17 protein-coding genes and 1 pseudogene are annotated in these 17231 nt (G+C 64.6%); 8 read left to right on the forward strand and 10 right to left on the reverse strand.

Annotation, left to right across the window (positions count from 1 at the left end; translation table 11 throughout):
• Nucleotides 1-16: 16 nt before the first annotated feature.
• Nucleotides 17-805: an SH3 domain-containing protein gene (locus FJ425_RS28810; protein WP_140727605.1), complete on the reverse strand. Its 789-nt coding sequence runs from the start codon at nt 803-805 to the stop codon at nt 17-19.
• A gap of 138 nt (nt 806-943) precedes the next feature.
• Nucleotides 944-1300: a helix-turn-helix transcriptional regulator gene (locus FJ425_RS28815; protein WP_140541455.1), complete on the reverse strand. Its 357-nt coding sequence runs from the start codon at nt 1298-1300 to the stop codon at nt 944-946.
• 195 nt (nt 1301-1495) lie between these two features.
• On the opposite strand from FJ425_RS28815, the gene FJ425_RS28820 reads away from it, so the two are divergent.
• Nucleotides 1496-2674, forward strand: a complete 1179-nt coding sequence (locus FJ425_RS28820) for an MFS transporter (protein ID WP_140629915.1) — start codon at nt 1496-1498, stop codon at nt 2672-2674.
• 368 nt (nt 2675-3042) lie between these two features.
• Here FJ425_RS28820 and FJ425_RS28825 read toward each other — a convergent pair whose 3' ends face one another.
• The gene (locus FJ425_RS28825; RefSeq protein ID WP_140727607.1) at nt 3043-3642 is read right to left on the reverse strand and encodes a LysE family translocator; all 600 of its coding nucleotides are present in this window, start codon (nt 3640-3642) and stop codon (nt 3043-3045) included.
• A 98-nt stretch (nt 3643-3740) separates the two neighbouring features.
• On the opposite strand from FJ425_RS28825, the gene FJ425_RS28830 reads away from it, so the two are divergent.
• The gene (locus tag FJ425_RS28830; protein ID WP_140727652.1) at nt 3741-4607 is read left to right on the forward strand and encodes a LysR substrate-binding domain-containing protein; all 867 of its coding nucleotides are present in this window, start codon (nt 3741-3743) and stop codon (nt 4605-4607) included.
• 82 nt (nt 4608-4689) lie between these two features.
• Here FJ425_RS28830 and FJ425_RS28835 read toward each other — a convergent pair whose 3' ends face one another.
• The 3 genes from FJ425_RS28835 to FJ425_RS28845 all read right to left on the reverse strand — a co-directional run bounded on the left by FJ425_RS28835 (nt 4690) and on the right by FJ425_RS28845 (nt 7731).
• Nucleotides 4690-5340 (reverse strand): dihydrofolate reductase family protein, encoded by a 651-nt coding sequence (locus tag FJ425_RS28835; protein WP_140727609.1) that lies wholly within the window; start codon nt 5338-5340, stop codon nt 4690-4692.
• A gap of 153 nt (nt 5341-5493) precedes the next feature.
• A complete protein-coding gene (locus tag FJ425_RS28840) occupies nt 5494-6336 on the reverse strand; it encodes a protein-L-isoaspartate O-methyltransferase (RefSeq protein WP_140727611.1) in 843 nt (280 codons plus the stop codon).
• 36 nt (nt 6337-6372) lie between these two features.
• The gene (locus tag FJ425_RS28845) at nt 6373-7731 is read right to left on the reverse strand and encodes an Nramp family divalent metal transporter (protein ID WP_140727613.1); all 1359 of its coding nucleotides are present in this window, start codon (nt 7729-7731) and stop codon (nt 6373-6375) included.
• 220 nt (nt 7732-7951) lie between these two features.
• On the opposite strand from FJ425_RS28845, the gene mntR reads away from it, so the two are divergent.
• From mntR to FJ425_RS28860, 3 genes are all read left to right on the forward strand, one after another.
• Entirely contained in the window at nt 7952-8407 is a 456-nt protein-coding gene (gene mntR / locus FJ425_RS28850) for a manganese-binding transcriptional regulator MntR (protein WP_140541448.1), read from the forward strand.
• Nucleotides 8408-8561: 154 nt separating this feature from the next.
• A complete protein-coding gene (locus FJ425_RS28855; RefSeq protein WP_140629983.1) occupies nt 8562-9482 on the forward strand; it encodes a neutral zinc metallopeptidase in 921 nt (306 codons plus the stop codon).
• A 163-nt stretch (nt 9483-9645) separates the two neighbouring features.
• The gene (locus FJ425_RS28860) at nt 9646-10914 is read left to right on the forward strand and encodes a TCR/Tet family MFS transporter (RefSeq protein ID WP_140629987.1); all 1269 of its coding nucleotides are present in this window, start codon (nt 9646-9648) and stop codon (nt 10912-10914) included.
• A 6-nt stretch (nt 10915-10920) separates the two neighbouring features.
• Here the strand turns inward: FJ425_RS28860 and FJ425_RS31745 are convergent, their stop codons facing one another.
• Nucleotides 10921-11199 carry a helix-turn-helix transcriptional regulator gene (locus tag FJ425_RS31745; RefSeq protein ID WP_246673262.1) on the reverse strand — a complete coding sequence of 93 codons (279 nt, stop codon included), beginning with the start codon at nt 11197-11199 and terminating at the stop codon, nt 10921-10923.
• A 112-nt stretch (nt 11200-11311) separates the two neighbouring features.
• Complete coding sequence (gene carA / locus FJ425_RS28870; RefSeq protein ID WP_140629989.1) at nt 11312-12514, reverse strand: glutamine-hydrolyzing carbamoyl-phosphate synthase small subunit; 1203 nt, start codon at nt 12512-12514, stop codon at nt 11312-11314.
• A 261-nt stretch (nt 12515-12775) separates the two neighbouring features.
• On the opposite strand from carA, the gene FJ425_RS28875 reads away from it, so the two are divergent.
• Nucleotides 12776-13225 carry a GatB/YqeY domain-containing protein gene (locus tag FJ425_RS28875; RefSeq protein WP_140629992.1) on the forward strand — a complete coding sequence of 150 codons (450 nt, stop codon included), beginning with the start codon at nt 12776-12778 and terminating at the stop codon, nt 13223-13225.
• 9 nt (nt 13226-13234) lie between these two features.
• Here the strand turns inward: FJ425_RS28875 and FJ425_RS28880 are convergent, their stop codons facing one another.
• Complete coding sequence (locus FJ425_RS28880) at nt 13235-14233, reverse strand: hypothetical protein (RefSeq protein ID WP_140629995.1); 999 nt, start codon at nt 14231-14233, stop codon at nt 13235-13237.
• Between the two features lie 284 nt (nt 14234-14517).
• On the opposite strand from FJ425_RS28880, the gene FJ425_RS28885 reads away from it, so the two are divergent.
• Both FJ425_RS28885 and FJ425_RS28890 read left to right on the forward strand, forming a co-directional pair.
• Complete coding sequence (locus FJ425_RS28885; RefSeq protein WP_140727616.1) at nt 14518-15228, forward strand: DNA helicase; 711 nt, start codon at nt 14518-14520, stop codon at nt 15226-15228.
• Nucleotides 15229-15275: 47 nt separating this feature from the next.
• A pseudogene (locus FJ425_RS28890) lies at nt 15276-15832 on the forward strand (GNAT family N-acetyltransferase).
• 104 nt (nt 15833-15936) lie between these two features.
• Here the strand turns inward: FJ425_RS28890 and FJ425_RS28895 are convergent.
• The gene (locus FJ425_RS28895) at nt 15937-17118 is read right to left on the reverse strand and encodes an MFS transporter (RefSeq protein ID WP_140630001.1); all 1182 of its coding nucleotides are present in this window, start codon (nt 17116-17118) and stop codon (nt 15937-15939) included.
• Between the last annotated feature and the right edge of the window lie 113 nt (nt 17119-17231).

Here is a 17231-nt window from a genome sequence, read left to right on the forward strand (position 1 = left end):
CTACTCCCCTACTCCCCTACTCCCCTACTGCCACCTGATCCGTGATCTCGAAGCGCTCGGACACGCCGATGCGGATCATGTTGAGGCTGCCTTCGCGGGTGAAGCGGAATTCGTCGGGGGAGTCGGAGCCGGCGGGCTTGCCGTCGTGGAAATTGATGAGGCGGGTGCCGCCGTCCGGCCAGGTCACGGTCACCACGCTGTCGCCGCCCTCATGCGCGACACTGATTTCGCAGCGGGTCATCGGTTGGCCGACATGGCGGGCGCAGGGGATGCCGGCGTCCGGGGTGTCGGACCCGGCGCTGGTCGAGGCCACGAAGGCGAGGCCATACGCGTCCTGCATGGCGGTCCTGCCGATCTCGGCCGCAGATGGCGGCTCGGCCGGCTCCCCGCCACCCAGGCGCGCCGTTATGTCAGGCTGCGGCTCCTCGGAAGGTTGAGGCGCCGCGGCCGCCGGTGCGCCGGCATCTTCAGGCGCCGGCGCAGGGTTGTTGGGGCTGAGATAGCGGGCGGGCGCCCAACCGACGATATGCGCGTCCTGCGTATCCTCGACCTTGCACCAGGGATAGCCGTTGACGACGTTGCAGCCGAAATTCTTGACGGCCGTGCCGTTTGGCAGCCGCGCCGCCACCTTTCCACTTGGCGAAGCGGTGACGCGGATGTTGAGGAGATCGTCCGGCGCCAGGCCGCCGATAATCGAAACGATCGGTCCCGGCGCATCCTGGGCTATGGCCGGCAGGGCCGCAAGCAGCGAGGGAACGGCGAAGAGTGCCTTCAGCGTCAGTCGGAGCGTAGTTTTGCGCTTCATCTTTGGCTGCATTTTTCCGAGTCGCGTTAGGGCCCAAGGGAGCTCCGACCGCGAGGCGATGGGCTATAGTCGGCGACACCGCAGGATGTCATCCTGAATTTGCGCGGAATTGTGAGGCCGAGGGCACGCGGAGATCGTTCAGGCCGAAACCTCGATCTCGGAGGTGCCGACCGCCGGCAGATCCTTGTCGCCGTCAGCCGCGGCGATCACGCTGTCGAGCAGGCCGGGAAAGCGCTTGTCGAGGTCGTCGCGGCGCAGCGTTATAAGCCGGCTGGTGCCTGCCGCCTCGCTGCGGGTGACGCCCGCCTCGCGCAGCTTGGCGAGGTGGTAGCTGAGATTGGTCTTGGAGGCGAGGTCGAGGAACTTGCTGCAGTTCATCGGCACGCCTTCCTTGCGCGCCAGATAGCGGACAATGGCAAGCCGGGTCGGGTCGCCGAGCACGGCGAGCACGATCGGCAGGCTGATCTGGTCGGCGGTTGGATGGGGCAGGCTCATGGCCCAGAATTAAGCATAAACGGCACGAACTTCAACGCGGCTTCCTTTTCTGCCGACAGACATTAGCCTCTTCCCTTTCGGCCCGTCCTGACACAGGGCTGTCAGCAGGGTTCAGCTATTTTCTCCCGGCTCGGTTGACATCATGCCCTGTTATGTCCAATTGTTCAATAACTTTTGAACTAAGGACAGTTCCCCATGGACAAGCGGATCTTCTGGCTTGCGCTCGGATCCTTTGCGATCTCGACCGAAGGCTTCGTCATCTCCAGCCTTCTTCCGGATATCGCCACTGACGCCGGCATCTCCGTGCCGCTCGCAGGCTCGCTGATCACCGCCTTCGCGCTCGCCTATGCGTTCGGCGCGCCGGTGCTGGCGACGCTGACCGGCGAATGGGACCGGCGGCGCGTCATCTTGTGGACGCTGGTGTTCTTCGTCCTTGGTAATGTTGCTGCCGCGCTCAGTTCGTCCTTCGAGGTGCTTTTGATCGCCCGCATCGTGATGGCACTGTCGTCCGGCCTGTTCGCGGCGACCGCGCAAGGCACGGCGGTGGCTCTGGTCGACGACCACCACCGGGCACGCGCCATCGCCGTCGTCGTCGGCGGCACCACTGTGGCGGTTGCCGTCGGCGCGCCGCTCGGCGCGCTGATCGCGGCCATTGCCGGCTGGCGCGGCACTTTCTTTGCCATTGCCGGGCTCGGCGCGCTGGCCGGTGCGATCCTCTGGTACCGGTTGCCCCGCAGCATCATCGGCACCAAGCTGCCGCTGAGGGCGCGGCTGGCGGCGGCAGTGCGGCCTGGCGTGATGCCGATCCTGCTGACCACGGTGCTGGCGCTGATTGGAGCCTTCACCGTCTTTGCCTTCATCGCGCCCTTGGCCATCGAAGGCGGCGGGCTCTCTGCGATCGCGCTGCCGGGCATGCTGCTCGCCTTCGGCGTCGGCGCCGTCATCGGCAACATCGCCGGCGGGCAGGCCGCCGACCGCTTCGGCGCCACCCGAACCGTCGCCTGGTCGCTGGCGCTCTCCGCCGCGATGCTCGCCACCTTCTCGCTGATCCCGACCTTCCTGCCGCAGTCGATCGCCGGGCCGGCGCTGATGGGTATGATGGTGCCGTGGGGCATTGTCGGCTGGGCCTTCCCGCCGGCGCAGGCGAGCCGCATCATAGAGATCGCGCCGGATGCCGCGCCCATCGTGCTGTCGCTCAATGCTTCGGCGCTCTATCTGGGCGTCGCCCTGGGCGCGGTGGTCGGCGCCGCGGTGCTGCGCTTCGGCGCGCCGGCCGATCTCGGCCTGATCGCGGCGGTGTTCCCGATCGTCGGGCTGGGTGTCGTGCTTGCCGGCCGGATGTTGGCCCGCCCCGTGGCGATGCCGGCGGAATAAAGCTGCCCATGGAGACTGACTGGCGGCCTGGCGCCAGAGATCGTTTCCTCGGCAAAGTCTGTTTTCCGACAAGTCGGCGGCCGCATGCTTTGTCTTGTGTAGCGCAGGTCGACCCCCACTCCGTCTCGGCTTCGCCGAGCCACCTCTCCCCCGATCGACGGGGTAGAGGAAAGGCGCCAAGCTTTTTGCCGTCAACGCTTGTCCAGCAACGCTCACTTCCGTTCCCTCCGGAGGAGGAAAGGTGGCGCTGCGAAGCAGCGACGGATTGGGGGAACCACCTGGCAATCAAGCCTCAGATCGATCAGTCACGCCAGTCACAGAAGATGTGCAGGAGCGTAGCCACCTTCGCGGGGGCGAGGAACCAGCGTTTATACCGGTCGCCACATCTGCAGGATCGAGGCGGCCAGCAACAGGCCGAGCACAATGTTGAGCGCGCGCCACTGGCGCTCCGTCTTGAGCAGGCGGGCAAGCAGGGTTCCCGCCACGCACCACAGCGACAGCGAGAAGGCCGCGGTCAGCCCGAACACGGCGCCCAGCAACAGCGCAAGCTGCAACGGACCATCCGCCAGTGCCGCGAAGGATGCGGCGGCGCCGAGCCCCATCGCCCAGCCCTTCGGATTCATCCACTGGATGCCGGCGCCGCCGAAAAAGTTGTTCGGCCTGGCCATGCTGATGTCGAGGTTGGGCGGGCCGCTGCGGCCGATCTTGATCGCCAGCCAGATCAGATAGAGCGAGCCCGCGATCTTCATGGCAAGCTGCAGGGATGGCACGGCGGCGAGCAGGCCAGCCAAGCCTGCCGCGCCCGCTGCCGCGACGGTAGCCAGCCCCGCGGCGCTGCCGGCCATCAGCGGCACCGAACGGCGAAAGCCGAATTGTGCGCCGGACGCGGTCGACAATGTGGTGGCGATGCCGGGCGTCGAGGTCGAGATCAGCGCGAACAGGACAAGCGGGATGATGGTATCGGACATGCGGCTTCCCAATCGAGGAGCTGGCATGCTTAGGCGCTTGGCGGTATCAGTAAATGCAATGTTTGATATGGTTTGCATTAGCGATTATAATGCCAGCTATGATCCGCGATCTCGACACGACCCTCATCCGTACCTTCGTCACCACCGCCGACAAGGCCAGCATGACGGCGGCTGCCAATGCGCTTCACCTGACGCAAGGCGCCGTCAGCCAGCAGGTCAAGCGGCTGGAGGAGGTGCTCGGTGAGAGCCTGTTCGAGCGCGACCGCCGCGGCCTGAGGCTCACGCGACCCGGCGAGCGGCTGCTCGACAGGGCCAGGCGCCTGCTGCAGCTCAATGACGAGATCCTTGCCGAGATCAGGGGAAGGGCGGTTGCCGGGCAGGTGCGGATCGGCGTGCCTTACGATCTCGTCGGCACGCTGCTCGCGCCCGTGCTGAAGGCCTATGTGGAAGCCTATCCGCAGGTGGAGATTTCGCTGATCTGCGCGTCCTCGCCGGAACTCGCGGCGGCCCTGGCGGCGGGCACCATCGACCTTGCCGTCATCGAGGAGCGTGTCGGTCCGACCCTGGGCGAATGCCTGCTCGTCGACCGGCTGGTGTGGGTCGGCGCCAGAGGCGGGACGGCACGCCTGAAGCGGCCGCTGCCGGTTTCGATCGTCGCCGACACCTGCGCCTTCCGGCCGGCGGTGCTCGCCGCGCTTGGCGAGCAGGGGCTCGACTGGCGCACCGTGTTCGAGAACGGCAACATCGATGCCACGACCGCGACGGTGCGCTCGGACCTCGCGGTCACCGCCTGGCTTGCCTCGACGGTTCCGGCCGATCTCGACATCCTGTCCGATGCCGGCCTTCCGGCGCTGCCGAATTTCTCCGTCAACTTGCATCTGCCGAAACATGCAACTCAGCCGGCAGCGCGAGAGTTTGCGGCGCATATTCGCAAAGGCCTGGTCAGGCGGCGCGAGGCGGCCTGAAAGTCTCACACTCCGCTGGAGTATCCGTCTCGGCGCTGCGCGCCGAGACGGATGTTCCAGCCGGCGACAACTTCCCCAAATTCTACTTCCAATTCTTGCGCCGTTCGAGCTCGGCTTCGGAAGGCTCCTGCTGGGCAAACGAGCCCGTACGGATTTCGCCTCCGCGCTCATAGGTCGCCATGATGACGCCGGTGGTGGAAGCCTGCGATTTGACCAGCTTGAACGCCGCCGGCATCGCGTCGTCGCCGAACAGCCGCTTGCCCTTGCCCAGCAGCAGCGGGAAGGTCATCAGCCGGATCTCGTCGATCAGCCGGTTGGCGAGCAGGGTCTGGATCAGATTGCCCGATCCCTGGATGAGCAGGTCGGGTCCGTCTTCCTGCTTGAGCTCCTTGAGCCTTGCAACGACATCCGGTCCGAGCGACTGCGTGTTCTGCCAGGTCAGCGTATCCGGCCGGTGCGTCGCCACATATTTGACCGCGGGGTTGAAGACAGCCGCGATCGGATCGTTCTGATACGGCCAGTATGCGGCGAAGATATCGTAGGTTCTGCGGCCGAGCAGCAGGTCGAACGGTTTGGAGAACATCTCCTCCATGGCCGCGCCTGCCACCTCGTCAAAATAATGGAAGGTCCAGCCGCCGAACTTGAAGCCGCCGACCGGATCCTCTTCCGGCCCGCCCGGCGCCTGCATTACGCCGTCGAGGCTAACGAATGTGGCGGCGATGATCTTGCGCATCTGTCTTCTCCCTTTCACGATCCGCGCCGTCGCGGCCGGATTTCTGCCTAAAGCATTCGACGCAATTCCTGATGGAAAACCGCTTCGCACTTTTCCTGGAATTGCTCCAAGGACGAACGGCAAGGCTGCTCTCCGACACAGCCCCGCGAATTTCTAGCGCGTGTCGTCGACGCGAACGGCGCGTGACGAGAACCAGATATCGCCGGAGACGGCGGTTGCCGTCCGGTCCGGCGCCTTGTCTTCCCTCAGCCAGATCGAGCGCGTGCGCGCCGCGCGCTCACGCGTCGGTATTTTCGCGCCCGGCTCGGCAACGGAGGCGCCGACGCAAGGGATGAACCAGGAGCCCATGAAGGGCCGGCAGGTAAAGCCGTTTTTCAGGCGGGTTACGAGGACCGCGAGGCCGACGGTTTCGGAGGGACGCCAGGGAAAGATCATGCGGCCGCCGGGCTTCAGCGCTTTCAGCCAAGCGGCGGGCGGCGCGACGACGCCGGCATTGACATAGATGACATCGGAGGGCGGCAAAGGATTGGCGACGGCGTCGCCATGGATCACCTCGATGTTGCGGTACCGGGCGAGATTCGCCTTGGCGCGCGCGGCAAGGCCGGCCTCGATCTCGAAGGCGGTAACGCCGCCGCCCGGCTCGACCAGCCTCGCCAGCAGCGCCGTATAATAGCCGGTGCCGGCGCCGATATGGGTGACGTGCTCGCCCGGCTTCGGCTCGACCTTGCCGAGCCACATCGCGTGCAGCATCGGCTCGCCATTGTTGATGCCCTTGTCGGCATCGAGCACGACGAGGACATTCTGGTAGATATAACCAGGATCGGCGCTCGGCGTCTGGAACCGGCCTTCGCCGGCAAAGACGGTCCATGGTCCCGGACCCAGGAAGGCCTCGCGCGGCACCGCAGCGAACACCTCCTCGATGCGTGGATCGGCCGACCGGGCGTGCGCAGCCATCAGCCTGGCGTAGAATCTGCGGGCTTCGTCCGGTTTGGCCATGGCGCGAAGATAGCGCGGCCGGCACGAATGTCGCGGTCAGCCGGCGACGGTGTCGTAGAGGAGCTTGAAGTTGAGAACGAGGATGACGGCAGCAACCACCCAGGCCAACGCCGCAACGCCGCGCGGTATGGCGAAATTGCCCATCTTCTTCTTGTCCGACACGAACTGCACCAGCGGCACCACCGCGAAAGGCAGCTGCATCGACAGGATCACCTGGCTGAAGACGAGCAGCTGGCCGGTTCCCTTCTCGCCATAGAGTGCCGTGACGACCACCACGGGGACGATGGCAATGCCGCGCGTCACCAGGCGCCGCGCCCATTGCGGGATGCGCAGGCGCAGGAAGCCTTCCATCACGATCTGGCCGGCGAGCGTCGCGGTGACGGTCGAGTTGAGGCCGGAGGCAAGCAGCGCGACGGCGAACAGGATCGAGGCAATGCCCAGGCCGAGCAGCGGCGAGAGCAGCTCGAAGGCCTGGCCAATCTCGGCGACGTGGTGATGGCCGGTATCGTGGAAGGCGACCGCCGCGACGATCAGGATCGACGCATTGACGAACAGCGCCAGGATCAGCGCGATGGTCGAATCCGTCGTCGCCCATTTGATGGCGTCGCGCTTGCCGGCATCGGTGCGCTCATAGGCGCGGGTCTGCACGATCGAGGAATGCAGATAGAGATTATGCGGCATGACTGTCGCGCCGATGATGCCAATGGCGATGTAGAGCATCGCCGGATTGGTGACGATCTGCGGCGACGGCACGAACATCGAATGCAGGATCGTGCCGGCGGGCGGCGCGGCGACGAAGATCTGGATGGCAAAGCAGCCGAAGATGATGATCAGCAGAGCGACTACGAAGGCCTCGAGATAGCGGAAGCCCTTGTTCATCAGCAGCAGCACAAGGAAAGCATCGAGCGCGGTGAGGATGGCGCCGCCGATCAGCGGGATGCTGAACAGAAGCTGCAGCGCGATCGCCGTGCCGATCACCTCGGCGAGGTCGCAGGCGATGATGGCCAGCTCGCAGGCGATCCAGAGCAGCAGATTGACCGGGCGCGGATAATAGGCGCGGCAGGCCTGGGCGAGGTCGCGGCCGGTGGCGATGCCGAGACGCGCGGCAAGCGCCTGCAGCAGGATCGCCATCAGGTTCGACAGCATGATGATGAAAAGCAGCGTGTAGCCGAACTGGGCGCCACCGGCGAGGTCGGTCGCCCAGTTGCCTGGGTCCATATAGCCGACCGAGACCATGTAGCCCGGCCCCATGAAGGCGAACAGGCGGCGGAACCAGACGCCGGTCCGCGGCACCGCGATCGAGGCGTTCACCTCGCGCAGGCTCGGCTGCTCGTCGTCGGGCCTGTCGAATCGCCATGCGGGTCGGGCTACGGTTGCTGCATCGGCATCGGACATCGGATTTCCGCTGGAATTGTCGAATATGCCTCTTATCTACGCCATGGCTCAACATTATGCAATATGCTATATTTCATTGATCATGCTTTCGTGATGAGCCGAGACAAGGGCGGCGGGCTGCCGCAAACGCCGGTTGCGCATGAGCGGGAATGCAAATAAACGGCCGGACCATCAGGGGTTCGTGTTATGGATGCGGTCCCGATTCAAGGAGGGGCGCGGATTGGCGCTGAGGAACAAACCGGTTCGACGCGAAGAGCCGCTTCCCGATGCCGAAATCCATTCGGAGGGTTTCCGGCAGACGCGCGAGGCGCGCCGTAGCGCGCTGGTCGAGGACTATGTCGAGCTGATCGCCGACCTGATCGAGGACGGCAATGAAGCGCGGCAGGTGGACATCGCGGCAAGGCTCGGCGTCGCGCAGCCGACGGTGGCAAAGATGCTGACCAGGCTGTGCGCCGACGGGCTGGTGTCGCGAAAGCCCTATCGGGGTGTGTTCCTGACCGAGGCCGGCCGCAAGGTCGCAGAGGAAAGCCGCATCCGGCACCAGACGGTCGAGGCCTTCCTGCGCTCTCTCGGCGTCAGCGCCGAGACGGCGCGCATCGACGCCGAGGGCATCGAGCACCATGTCAGCGCCGAAACGCTGGAAGCTTTCCGCCGGGCGATGACCTCCGCTCGTTGAGCTCGGGCTCGATACGAGAATAGCGCGGCAGGACGCAAAGTGTCGCTACCGACCTCGCGAAAAATACTGACTTGACGTATTCGTTGCGATAATTGTCTGCAGGGGGCGGTGGCATGCCGGTCCCTCCAGGACATTCGTGTCGCGAGGAGTTGCCATGCTTTGGAGAGGCCGTCGTCAGAGCGACAACATCGAAGACGAACGCAGCGACAGCGGCGGCGGGCCTGGCGGCGGACTGGGCGGCGGTGGCCAGTTCCGCATCCCCATCGGCGGCCGTACCGGTGGCGGCGGCAGCATCATCCTGGTTATCCTTGTCGTGCTCGCAGGATGGTATTTCGGCTTCGATCCATCGCAGATCCTGGGTGACGGCAGCGGGGGCCTGGTGCCGGGAGGCGGCGGCCAGATCTCCGACACACAGGACAATGGCAACGCGCCCGCCAATGACGAGATGAAGCAGTTCGTCGCGACCGTGCTTGCCGATACCGAGGACACCTGGACCGGCATTTTCAAATCCCAGGGCCTGACTTACGAGGATCCCAAGCTGGTGCTGTTCAGCGGCCAGGTTCGTTCGGCCTGTGGCTTCGCCTCGGCGGCGGCCGGGCCGTTCTACTGCCCAGGCGATCGCAAAGTCTATCTCGACATGACCTTCTTCCAGCAGCTCGACCAGCAGTTCGGCGCGTCCGGCGAATTCGCCCGTGCCTATGTGGTGGCGCATGAGGTCGGCCACCATGTGCAGAACCTCACCGGCATCATGGGCAAGTTCAACCAGATGCGGCAAGGCATGAGCGAGGCCGACGCCAACCAGCTGTCGGTGCGCATCGAGCTTCAGGCCGATTGCTTCGCTGGTGTCTGGGCACATTACACGCAGCAGAAGGGCATCCTGGAGCAGGGCGATATCGAAAGCGCGCTGAACGCGGCCAAGCAGATCGGCGACGACACGCTGCAGAAGAAGATGCAGGGCTATGTCGTGCCGGAAAGTTTCAACCACGGCACCTCGCAGCAGCGGCAGACGTGGCTGGCGCGCGGCATAAAGAGCGGCAAGCTGTCCGACTGCAACACGATGGGCGGTCCGATCTGACGCGGCCCTGCCGCTTCTTTGGCGGCGAGGATCGGCGATCAAAGGCGGCTGGCAAGTGATGTCAGGATGAGGCAATTGCCTTCGTTCGCGTATTGTTCCTGTCGGCAACGTCGCCTATAAGATGCCTCCCGCCTTTGCCCCGGGCGGCCTGAGGAGATTCATCATGATCGACCCCAAAACCGCCAGGCGGGGCCTTGCGCTCGTTTTCACCACGCTGCTGCTCGACATCATCGGCTTCGGCATCATCATGCCGGTGCTGCCGGCCTATCTGGAGGAACTGAGCGGCGTCAGCGTCAGCCAGGCCGCGATCGAGGGCGGCTGGCTGTTTTTCGTCTATGCGGCGATGCAGTTCGTCTTCGCGCCGATCATGGGCGGCTTAAGCGACCGCTTCGGCCGGCGGCCGATCTTGCTTGCCTCGGTGCTGACCTTTTCCGTCGACAACCTGATCTGCGCCATCGCCTGGTCCTATCCGATGCTGTTCATCGGCCGCGTGCTCGCCGGTATTTCCGGCGCCAGCTATTCGACGACATCCGCCTTTATCGCCGACATCTCGAACGACGAGAACCGGGCGAAGAATTTCGGCCTGCTCGGCATCGCCTTCGGCGTCGGCTTCGTCATCGGCCCGGTGCTGGGCGGTCTGCTCGGCACGTTCGGGCCGCGCGTGCCGTTCTATTTCGCCGCAGCACTTGCTTTCGTGAATTTCCTGATCGCGATGTTCCTGCTGCCGGAGACGCTGGACGAAAAGCATCGTCGCCGTTTCGAATGGAAGCGCGCCAATCCGGTCGGCACGCTCATGCAGATGCGCAATTATCCGGGCATCGGCTGGATCGGGCTGGTGTTCTTCCTAATGACGCTCGGCCATATGATGTATCCGGCGGTCTGGGCGTTCGTCTCCAACTACCGCTATGGCTGGAACCAGCAGCAGATCGGCTTCTCGCTCGGCGCCTTCGGACTGTGCGGTGCGATCATCATGGCGACGGTGCTGCCGCGGATTATTCCCAAGCTCGGCGAATGGAGGACGGCGGCGATCGGCCTGACTTTCACCGCGCTCAGCGCCTTCGGCTATGCGTTTTCAACGCAAGGCTGGATGATCTATGCGGTCATCGTGGCCGGCTGCCTGGAGGCGCTGGCCGATCCGCCGCTCAGAAGCCTCGCGGCCGCCAAAGTGCCGCCCTCGGCGCAGGGCGAATTGCAGGGCGCGATGACCTCGATCTTCTCGATCACCTCGATCATCACGCCGCTGCTCTACACCGCGATATTTTCCTGGTTCACGGGCCCGACCGCGCCAGTCGTGTTCGGCGGCGCGCCCTATGTGCTCGGCGCAATTTTCCTGACGCTGGCGGTGATCGTCTTCGTGACGAAAGTTGCCAAGCCGACGCCGAAGGAAGTCGAGCGCATGCACACGCAGGAGCCGGTGACGGACACCGCCTGAGGACGACTAGCGTTCGATCCATGCTCCGGGAATGTCGAGCGCCTTCGCCAGCATTGCGCTGGTCTGCTCAGACGGCTTACGGCGATTGGATTCGAGGTCCGACAGGAAACCCTGGCTGACACCGATCGCCGCGGCCAGTTCGGCTTGGGTAAGCTTTCGCCAGTTGCGCAGCGCCTTTAGTCGACTGGAGCTGCGCAAGACATTCATGGTCACGTCCGCCGGCAGCGCCCTTTCGGTTTTTGAGATCGGCTTTGCGCTCGTCATAAATGGCGACATCCGCAGCATCTTTGAGAGCCTCCTCGGCGGCATGCAGCAACGCCTCGTAGTCCGCCTTGGGTATCACGACCAATTCCTCGCCGGTTGAGGTTTTGATGATTTGCGGTGCATTCGGAATGTGTCAACGTTCGGCCAGCGCTTCCTCGCCGCGGCGTTCGCGGATGAGGTTGACGAAGCGCCGGAACAGGTAATGCGAATCCTGCGGGCCGGGCGAGGCCTCGGGATGATGCTGGACCGAGAACACGGGACGGCCGGTCAGGGCGATGCCGCAATTCGAGCCGTCGAAGAGCGAGACATGGGTTTCCTCGACGCCTTCGGGCAGCGAGTCGGCGTCGACGGCGAAACCGTGGTTCATCGAGACGATCTCGACCTTGCCGGTGGTATGGTCTTTGACCGGATGGTTGGCGCCGTGATGGCCCTGGTGCATCTTCTCGGTCCTGCCGCCGAGCGCCAGCGCCAGCATCTGATGGCCGAGGCAGATGCCGAACACCGGGATGTCGGTCTTCAAGAGATACTGGATCACCGGCACGGCATATTCGCCGGTCGCTTCCGGGTCGCCGGGGCCATTCGACAGGAAGATGCCGTCCGGCTGCATGGCCATGATCTCCTCGGCGCCGGTCTTGGCCGGCACGACGGTGACCTTGGCGCCGAGGCCCGCAAGCAGGCGCAGGATGTTGCGCTTGACGCCATAGTCGACGGCCACGACGTGCATGGAAGGCTCGCCTTGCTCGCCATAGCCTTCGTTCCAGATCCACGGCGTCTCGCGCCAGACCGAAGACTGGCCCGACGTGACCTCCTTGGCGAGATCGAGGCCGACCAGGCCCGACCAGGCCGCGGCCTGCCGCTTCAGGTCCTCGATGTCGAAGACGCCGTCGGGCGCATGCGCGATGACGGCATTGGGCATTCCCTTCTCACGGATCAGCACAGTCAGCGCGCGGGTGTCGATGCCGGACAGCGCGACGATGCCGCGCCGCTTCAGCCACTGGTCGAGATGGCCGGCGGCGCGATAGTTCGACGGGTCGGTGACGTTGGCCTTGAAGATGGCGCCGACAGCACCCGCGCGGGCGGCTGGATGCAAATCCTCGATGTCCTCGTCATTGGTGCCGACATTGCCGATATGCGGAAAGGTGAAGGTGACGATCTGGCCGGCGTAAGACGGATCGGTGAGGATTTCTTCATAACCGGTCAGCGCGGTGTTGAAGCACACTTCCGCAACCGCCGATCCTGTGGCGCCAAGGCCGCGGCCTTCGATCACCGTGCCGTCGGCGAGCACCAGAAGGGCGGTCGGCTTTTCGGTTGCCCACGGGGCGGTGGTCGTGGCCATGGCGGCACTCCTGTCAGGCGCGGCAATCGGTCGGGAGGACCATTTGCGCAGCAAGGCGCGAAGCTGGATTGCCCGGCTCCCACGCGTCAACTCATTGTCTCATGCAGGACCGAGTACATAGGCGAACGCGCCGGAGCGGTCAATGCGGCGCCCCCCGGACCACGGCCGATTTGCTTTCGTCCAGCAATATCAGCGGCTTGGCGGGATTTGCGTTGACCGTTCGGCAAAGCTATTGTCCGCCGCATTCGAAGGAGAAGCACGATGCGCGAGAAAATCGCCGAATCCATGAAGAGCGCGATGAAGGCGCAGGACAAGCACCGCCTGCCGACACTGCGGCTGATCCAGGCCGCCATCCACGACCGCGACATCGCCAATCGCGGCGCCGGAAAGCCGCCGGCGAGCGAGGAGGAGATCCTGCAGATCCTCGCCAAGATGGTGAAGCAGCGCGAGGAATCCGCCAAGGCCTTCGAGGACGGCAAGCGGCCGGAGCTGGCGGCGCAGGAGCGCGGCGAGATGGAGATCATCCGCGAGTTCCTGCCGACGCAGCTCGACGACGCGGCGATCCAGGCTGCGGCGCGCGAGGCGATCGCGGCGACGGGCGCCGCCAGCCAGAAGGACATGGGCAAGGTGATCGCCGCGCTGAAGCAGAAATATGCCGGCCAGATGGACTTCGCCAAGGCGAGCGCCATCATCAAGGGGCTGCTGCAATAGACGACGGTCTCAGTCCTTGCAGATCGGCACCGGCTGCGGTGGCGGTGCCGGATGATCCTTCTTGTACTGGGCGATGATGGGCTCCAGCACCTTCTTCGGCCAGAATTTGGGAGTGCCGATCTCCTTCAGGCAGGAGGCGTTCCAATAGGTGCCCGCGTTTGAGAGCGCCTGGCCGGCGGCCTTGGCCCGGGCGACAGCGGCGATGTCGCGCGATTCCGGATAGATGTAGAGCGTCGTCGGGTTGTTCTTCACGAGGGGGATGATCTGCTCGGCGTCGGCGGGCGACCAACTGGTGCAGCCGTTGCTGCGGCCGCCGGCATAGTTCACCAGCTTGCCGAACGGAACGAGGCCGTCATGGTCGGCATAGGAGCTTTGCGGGCTCTTGCGCATGCACAGGCCCTTCAAGATCGCCGCCGGATGGCCGCCGATCACGCGCTGCCTGGCGTTCGCCGCTTCGCCTTCGCCGTCGAACTGGATGAAGCTGCGCATGAACACCGCGTTCTGCGCGCCGACACGATAGTAGCCCTTGAAGGACGTCTTGGTCTCTGCCGTCATATAGGCGCCGCCGGCCGTCAGCGCCGAGTCCATGGCATTGCCGAAATTCTTCGCGCAGCGCCTGCCGTTGGAGAAATCGGCAACGCCTTTCAGGTTGCGGCCGCCGCCATGGCCCGAGGAAACCGCGCGGAAGAGCTGCTTGCTTTCACAAATGATGTAGTAGCGCTGGCCAGGCACGCTGTTGCCCAAATCCCCGGGACGCGTGGCATCCATGGCGAAGTAGCAGGGGTTGCTGACCGAACCTTCGCTGACCTTCTTCTGGTAGAGCGCGCGCGCCCGCTCCAGCACGACCTGAGAGATCTGGCCTTCGCCGTCGCCGACATGGCGCTGCAGCCAGTCGGGAACGGTCGACGGCCGCAAAGCCGCAAAAGAGCTGACCGATGCCGTCAGGGCGGCCAGGATCGCGACAAGGCAGAAGATGGCCGCGCCCCGCGGGACAGATCTCAACCGCACCCTCTTGCCCCTCCCGTCGAAATGTCTCGTATCCGTGAATCAGCTGGGCCGATTATAGAAGGTCTCGCACGCATCGGCGAAACACTTCTAGTTTAGCGACGCCCTTTTGGAGGTCGGATTTTCGGCCCGCTTCGATTGAGCTATGATCTGATTCCGGCGCGCCCACGCCTCCTCCCTCCGTCGGGAAGCATCGTTCATGCAGGGCAGTTTATCACCGAACCAACTGTTCGAGCGCCAGGCATAAGGAGGGGTTGTCAAGACTGCTCGCGGCAGGAGGTTTTTCGATGCGGTTTTCCGCGCCCGTCTATCATCTGAAACGCCAGGCGAGGCTTCTGTCCCGCAGCGAAAATGTGCCCCTCCACCAGGCGCTCGACCGCGTTGCCGCCAAGCAAGGCTTCGGCAGTTGGAGCCTGCTTGCGGCCAAGGCCGCCGAGGCTGCGCCAGCCGGCGTCTTGTTGGCGCGGCTGATCCCCGGCGACATGGTCCTCGTGGCGGCGCGGCCGGGGCAGGGCAAGACGCTGATGAGCCTCGAACTTGCCGTAGCCGCCATGAAGCAAGGCAGTCGCGCCGTATTCTTCACCCTGGACTACATGCATGCCGATATCCTCGACCGGTTCCGTGACATCGGCGTCGACCCAGCCGATTTCAACCGCCTGTTCGAGTTCGACAATTCCGACGCCATCAGCGCCGCCTACATCATCGAGGCGTTGCGGGCGGCGCCGCGCGGCACGCTGGCGGTCATCGACTATCTGCAACTGCTCGACCAGAAGCGGGAGAATCCGGAACTCATGGTCCAGATCCGCGCCTTGAAATCGTTTGCCCGGGAACGGGGACTGGTGCTCATCTTCATCTCGCAGGTCGACAGGTCATATGATTCCGCCCGGAAAGCATTCCCGGATATCGGCGATATCCGGCTGCCGAACCCGCTCGACCTGTCGCTGTTCGACAAAGCCTGTTTCCTGAACAAGGGCGAAATCCGGTTTCAGGCGACTTGAGAGCGATCCGTATCGCTTCTATGCCGGTCTCGACAGGGAAGCCAAGAATGATCGAAATCGTCAAACCCGCGCTCGAACATTTGCCGTCCTACAAGGCGGCGCTCGAGCGCGGATGGTCGCCCACAATGTGCGGCTCCTCGAAGCGACGCGCGAGCAACTCGAGGCGATCGAGAAAGATCCCGTTGAATTTCTCGCCGGCCTTGACGATCCCGAAGCGAAGGGGCCGCCCATCGCGTTGCCCGACGGCACGACCGTGCCGCGCCTGCCGGGCTTCCGGCGCTGGATCTGGGACGGCGAGGCCGCCGGCTCGATCGGCTTTCGCTGGCAGAAGGGCACGTCGGAGCTGCCCTCGCATGTGCTCGGCCATATCGGCTATGCGGTGGTGCCGTGGAAGCGCAACCGCGGCTATGCCACCGAAGCGCTGCGGCTGATGCTGGACGAGGCGAGGGCGGTCGGGCTCGATCATGTCGAGATCACCAGTGATCTCGACAATCCTGCCTCGCACAAAGTGGTGCTTGCCAATGGCGGCAGGCTGGTCGGGCGGTTTGCCAAAATTGCGGCCTATGGCGGCGCAGAGAGCCTGAGGTTCCGGATCGATCTTTAAAGCGCTGGCGCTGAGACGAATTCAGGCGACGCGCTTTAAATTTTTGTTTTGATGCATGTCGTTGTCCCAGAACCGCTGCACACTTCTGGGCGAGATGCATTGAATTATTCCGCGGCCGCCGGCAGCGGCGGCGTCGCGCGGCTGCGCCATTCCCAGGTCTGCGAGGCAAAAGCCACCACGACCGCCACCAGCATGGCGAGCACGCCGGCCAGCGGCAGGCTGCGATAGCCCAGGCCGGCATTGAGCATCGCCGCGCCCAGCGAGGCAGCCAGCGCGATGCCGACATTGAAGCCGGACGGGATCAGCGAGGAGGCGAGGTTGGAGGCATCGGCCGTCCAGGCGAGGATGCGCGTCTGGATCGGCGCGCCGATAGCGAAATTGAGACCGCCCCAGATGACGATTGCCGCGACCATCGGCACCGGATAGGGGCTGACGAGGTAGATGACGCCAAGCGTCACCGCCTGCAGGGCAAGCATGACGACCAGCGACGGCATCAGCTTCCAGTCGGCGAGCTTGCCGCCGACCAGGACGCCGATCGTGGCCCCGACGCCGTTGAGCAAAAGCACAAAGGGGATCAGGCCCTCGTCGAGGCCCGTGACCTCGAGCAGCATCGGCGTGATGTAGGTGAACAGCGCAAACTGGCCGATCATCAGCATCAGCATCAGGATCAGCGAGGTCCAGACCTGCTGGCGGCCGAGCACGCGAACTTCGCGCGCCAACCCGGCTGGCCGGTTGGCGGCGCCCGCCGTGCGTGGCAGCAGCGCCAGCATGGCGACGATCGCGACAAGGCCCAGCGCGCCCATCACCCAGAAGGTCGCGCGCCAACCCCACAGGCTGCCGATCGCGGTGCCGGCCGGCACGCCGATGATATTGGAAACCGTCAGCCCCGAGAGAATGACCGCGACCGCCCGGCCGCGCTGGTCCTCGCGCACCAAGCTGACCGCAACCACCATGGCGACACCGAAATAGCAGCCATGCGCCACGGCAGTCGCGACCCGCAGCAGAAGCATCGAGGCGAAATCGGGCGCCAGCGCGCAAGCCGCCTGGCCAAGGGTGAAAGCGATCGTGAGCCCAATCAGCAGCGTCTTGCGCGAGACCTTGCCGGTGGCCAAAGCCAGCAGCGGGCCGCCGATCGCAATGCCGCAGGCATAGCCGGAGACGAGATAGCCGGCGGTGGGCACCGAAACGCCGAGGCCCTGCGCCACCTCCGGCAGCACGCCGGCGATGACGAATTCGGTGGTGCCGAAGGCGAAGGCGGCAAGGAAAAGGGCAATCAGCGGCAGCATGGTTCAAAACATAGGCGAGGAATGCACGTCTCAAACCATGCCTGCGCGGGCGCGGCAATGCAGAAATTGGCGATGGCGCTTTAGCTTTTCTTGACGGGACGCATCAAAGTCGG

The sequence above is a fragment of the Mesorhizobium sp. B2-7-2 genome, assembly GCF_006440775.1.
Taxonomy (GTDB): Bacteria; Pseudomonadota; Alphaproteobacteria; order Rhizobiales; family Rhizobiaceae; genus Mesorhizobium.